The organism is Methanospirillum sp. (genome assembly GCF_028679455.1).
GTDB lineage: Archaea > Halobacteriota > Methanomicrobia > Methanomicrobiales > Methanospirillaceae > Methanospirillum.
In genome coordinates this window covers 1-4,392 of the sequence record NZ_JAJRBM010000389.1, presented here as the reverse complement: position 1 = coordinate 4,392, position 4,392 = coordinate 1, and the positions used below count along the sequence as shown (strand labels likewise).

6 protein-coding genes are annotated in these 4,392 nt (G+C 46.1%); 1 reads left to right on the top strand and 5 read right to left on the bottom strand.

Annotated features, from left to right (window positions below; translation table 11 throughout):
• On the bottom strand, positions 1-572 hold a 572-nt coding region (locus tag LUQ50_RS13240), incomplete at its 3' end, for a chemotaxis protein CheC (RefSeq protein WP_300040430.1).
• Positions 573-795: 223 nt separating this feature from the next.
• Here LUQ50_RS13240 and LUQ50_RS13235 point away from each other — a divergent pair.
• On the top strand, positions 796-1,389 hold the full coding sequence (locus LUQ50_RS13235) for a hypothetical protein (protein WP_300040428.1): 594 nt from the start codon (positions 796-798) through the stop codon (positions 1,387-1,389).
• A 99-nt stretch (positions 1,390-1,488) separates the two neighbouring features.
• On the opposite strand, the gene LUQ50_RS13230 is transcribed toward LUQ50_RS13235, so the two are convergent.
• The 4 genes from LUQ50_RS13230 to LUQ50_RS13215 form a co-directional block, all read right to left on the bottom strand.
• On the bottom strand, positions 1,489-1,911 hold the full coding sequence (locus LUQ50_RS13230) for a CBS domain-containing protein (RefSeq protein WP_300040426.1): 423 nt from the start codon (positions 1,909-1,911) through the stop codon (positions 1,489-1,491).
• A gap of 683 nt (positions 1,912-2,594) precedes the next feature.
• Entirely contained in the window at positions 2,595-3,095 is a 501-nt protein-coding gene (locus tag LUQ50_RS13225; protein WP_300040424.1) for a hypothetical protein, read from the bottom strand.
• 207 nt (positions 3,096-3,302) lie between these two features.
• Entirely contained in the window at positions 3,303-3,713 is a 411-nt protein-coding gene (locus LUQ50_RS13220) for an RNA-binding protein (protein ID WP_300040422.1), read from the bottom strand.
• A gap of 268 nt (positions 3,714-3,981) precedes the next feature.
• The coding region (locus LUQ50_RS13215) for a PAS domain-containing protein (protein WP_300040420.1) at positions 3,982-4,392 on the bottom strand (411 nt) is incomplete at its 5' end.

The window sequence follows — 4,392 nt, the reverse complement described above, 5'->3', positions numbered from 1 at the left end:
TCCGCATCAATCTCCTGTTCAGCACAGGACATCTCTGTTTTGAAGAAGATTACCTGGTCAGCATTATCCTCAACCTCATGGGTTGCAATGATCGATTCCAGGACTGCATGAGTCATATCGATGGCCATGGACGGTGGTGAAGGAAGCAAAATAATTGAGAGCAGAGAGGCGCAGGCATCAAGATATGATGACATCATGATGTTGCCGATCTCATGCAACATGCTTTTATCCATATCATCGATCTCACGATCATCTTCAGGCTGGCCAAGCATGATATGAGAAAGTCTCAATATTGACTGTTTAGGGACATGAAGAACAAGGGTTCCTCCGGCTGAAACCTGTCCTTTTATCTGAAAAATGACCATTGCTGCTATTGTATCGTCGATATGTTCCTGGAGATTGCTCAACTTTACCACGAGAATTGAGGGTAGACTAATGGTTACCTTCTGGTTTAGCAGGGTGGATAATGCTGCAGCTGCATTCTGTGCCCCTGCATTCCCGAGTATCCAGATCTCTTTGGATTGTTCTTTTGAAAGAAGAATAGTCCCGTCGGTTGATATTTCTGAGAGCATGAGTTGGTTCCCCTTTTGCATCTGCAAACTACCTATGTTCTCGATAGTGATGTTGGTATCTGATCATGGTCAAGAGCTGATTTGGAGATGGTGATTTCCGATGTCACAAGTCTGGTTATGAGGATATCCCCTGATGTTGGAGATAACTGATACTCAGGATGGTATGATTCGTCTAGGGAGTTAGTAGAGAAGGGGTTTACTTTCCCAAAGAGAATACTGATCCATGATTCTGAACGCTTTTGTATCTATAGTGGGAGCTTCCCGTCGGTTCTCCTGGTTTCATCTGATCACTACAACGTTGTTCCTTACTCTCCTGTTCAATCTCTCCCCGGTTGTGGCAGATTCATGGCAGCCGGTTGAAGTACGATCGTGGGTTCAGGCTGATACCCCGGCTGGATGGAGTGTAAGTGTTGATAAAAATGAAACTGTCCAGCCTGACACAGCCAAAGTTACCGCAATCTCGCCTGATACGGATTCACGCCTCACGTACATTCTGGAACATAACGCGAATCCGATGACTGAAGATGAAATCCAACAATATCAGAGTGGATATATGAGCAGACTTGGATTTCGAATCTGTAAGACCAAAGATCCAATCCGCGATGAGACTGCAGATCATACGTTTTTCAGACAGACATATGTGAGAGGAACTGACGATGCAGCAGTGATCGGAACCCTGGTGTATCCTGAATGGGGGGTAGGTCACTTTGTACTGGTAATGGAAGGAGCTGATGCAGTTGCCAGGGATTATGAATCCCTGCCTCCTTCTGTTTCTGATCATCTCGTTCCGATCATGAGTACAGAATCAACCGGATAAGCATCTCTCCCTTTTTCCTAGGAGGTCCTGGGTAGGGCATTCGCTTCGAACATGCGGTCGATAAATAAGTAGAAGAAAAGGTGGATTGAGCACAAGGCATCAGATCTCGGGACTTTCATTTCCGATCACCCTCGCGATCTCTCCGAGTTCACGGGCAAGCAATCTGATGATATCATCAACGGTTATGAGTCCGACGAGCCTGCCACCCATATCAACAACCGGGAGTCTGCGGACTTTCGAGGATTTCATAACCTGAACTGCATCAAATATACCTGTATCTTTTCGGATCGTCTGGACATCCGGTGTCATGATTGTTGATACCGGGGTTGTAGTATTCTCTTCACTTTTCAGTGTTCCCCTCAGTGCAATATCCCGGTCAGTTACTATTCCAACCGGCTTATGGTCTTCGGTGATGATAACGCATCCGATATTCTTCTCTTTCATGAGATCGGAGACAAATGAGATGCTGGTGTGGGGGGAGACACTGACTACATTGGTCTTACATACGGTATAGATGGTCATTTTGTGGTATTGTGTACATGGGTTGAAATCTATATGAACGTTCAGGAGTTTTTGATCAAATCCGCGTCAGCACCCGGACCCACCGCCGCGATCCCGGTTTCGATCTCCGGTCATGGTAAGCGATGAAGCAATTTCTCTTCTGGGAAAGGCATTGTTGCAACCGGTTGCAACAATCAATGTCCACCTCTTTTTGCTATCTCTTCTCAATGCGGCAGGAACTGGTTTCAGGATCCGGATATCTGAAACTGGGTGCAACCGTCAGTTTGTGTCCATTATTCTTAATGCTTAATCTTATGGTCAATACTATAAATCGAGTGATAAATTAGATTCCTTTTTGTATGAAACTAGGATAGTATGGTTTCTTCAAGATCCTTTATACGGTGTTTCGGACTATCTTATAATGTCACAGGGAGACTGAGCGACTTGCAGGACACCACACTCAACTGCCTCAATACTCCTGACAGGATCATCAGAGATCAGTATACCGCCATGTCCTCCTACATCCGTGCCGTATAATCTTCCTCTGCTCTATACTCCTGTCCTGTAATTGTCGGTCTTCCCTTTGCAACCAATAATGCCTGTGATGCATAGATCCCTGCATTGCAGGTTTTTCAATGATTCTCCTCTTATTCGCTGATGCAATTCATTTTCTCATCAGTTCTACAAAAAAAGGTTTGACCTGCTTATGCAGATCCTGTCGTGTTAGTTTGAGCAATTGGCCTTATATGTTCCGCAATATCATCAGGGAGATCGTCATAGTACTTACTGACTGAACTTGCCCCGTTCATCAGGAGTGCATACTGATATCTGCCCCATCCCGGGTAGGCACCTGAACAGACGACTGCACCGTCCTCTTCTCCTTTGATATAGGTCTGTTTTGCTACAGTGCTTTCTGCAGTTTCGGTGAATAATGGGTTAGCCTGACAGAGACAGAATCCTTTGTCATCCATGAACCGGTTCTGGGTCCGGCACAGTTCGCCTGCTGAAATAGGATTGGAGTTGTGTTCAAAGACATACACGAGTTTGGTTGCCCTATCTGGTGAAATGGCTTCAAGGGTTGATGTTTCAGGATTAACAGGATCCCGGGTGATTTCTCCGTATGACCATCCTGGGGGGACATCTATCTGTGCCCAGGAAGTGATATTGACCGGCTGCCAACCGGTATTCACTGCTGCCGTTGCCACCTGACAATTACTGATGAAGCAGCATCCTAACGTTATGAGGAGGATTATCCACTTGGTTTTGAATGGTGGGTATGAGTATTGCATGGCTCATATATGTCAACCAGATGAAAGAAACAGTTATCTGAACTGAATGTCTCACTCAAAATCTGGTTGAGAGTACACATAACCCACCTTTGCAGACCCGGAAAAAAAAGAATGAGGAGGTGCTTAATATCGCTGTCTTTTGTTGCCGTATCCGCTGCTTTTTCCACCACCATGTCCGCCCCTTCCGGAGCTTCCACCTGAACCACCACCGTAACCGCCACTGCCGAATCCACCGCTACGACCCCCGAATCCTCCACTTCCTCCGGAACGACCGCCGCCGCTTCCAAAGTCCCGTCGGGGTTGCATAGGTCTGGCTTCATCGATATGAATGGTTCTCCCTTCATACTCAGTCAGGTTCAGGGCATCAAGAGCTGCCTGCGCTTCCTGATTTGATTCCATCTCAACAAAGGCAAACCCTTTCTGCTCGATGACTTTAACACTGACAACTGTGCCATACTCTGAGAATAACTCCCGAAGCTGGTTCTCACCGACTGAATAGGTGAGATTCCCCACATATAATTTCTTACCTTCCATAACACTATCACAGACTTTTCTTTGCATTCGTAACGCTGATGATCCGGAAGATCAGGGGGACTAAAAATGAATGATTACCAGCCGGGGATATTCCCTTACCCTTCAAACCGGACGTCATTCTCCCAATATCTGGGAAAATTGCCCTTACGTCTGCATATACATGCAGAGGTTTCTGTACTATACATAGGTATGGCTGCTTTTTCTAATGGTAGAAGTGTCGGTGAACAGAATTGATCAAAAAAATCCGTGTTGATGCAGGTAGTGGTTATTATTGTTCTCCGGATTGAACTTTTATCAGGTCCCATGGCCGGTGCTCATCATGCTCTGTAATAATTACCACGAAGATGAACCTGTCATCACCGTCACCAATCGACACCACAGATTTTTCTGCAGGTACCATGATGTTCTTCCCATGAGGGGAGGGAATTAGTACGGATACTATCTCATGGCCACCTTTCTCTCTCAGTTCCTGATCACCCTGGATAAATGATCGGTACAGATCGGGTGCCAGCAGATCCTGAAGTCTCCGACCGGTCATCTCATCCTCCCGAGAGCATTCGTACAGTTCGCAGAATGCCTTATTTACCATAAAAATTGTCTCATCCTCGCGGTAACAGGAGATGGGATGAGGAAACTGATCAACCACTCTGCGCATGATAGACCACTGAAGTTCCTGCTG

Excerpts from the sequence above, each read along its gene's own strand:
- LUQ50_RS13230 (WP_300040426.1), bottom strand. The coding sequence starts at position 1,911 with ATGACCATCTATACCGTATGTAAGACCAATGTAGTCAGTGTCTCCCCC.
- LUQ50_RS13220 (WP_300040422.1), bottom strand. The coding sequence starts at position 3,713 with ATGGAAGGTAAGAAATTATATGTGGGGAATCTCACCTATTCAGTCGGT.
- LUQ50_RS13235 (WP_300040428.1), top strand. The coding sequence starts at position 796 with ATGATTCTGAACGCTTTTGTATCTATAGTGGGAGCTTCCCGTCGGTTC.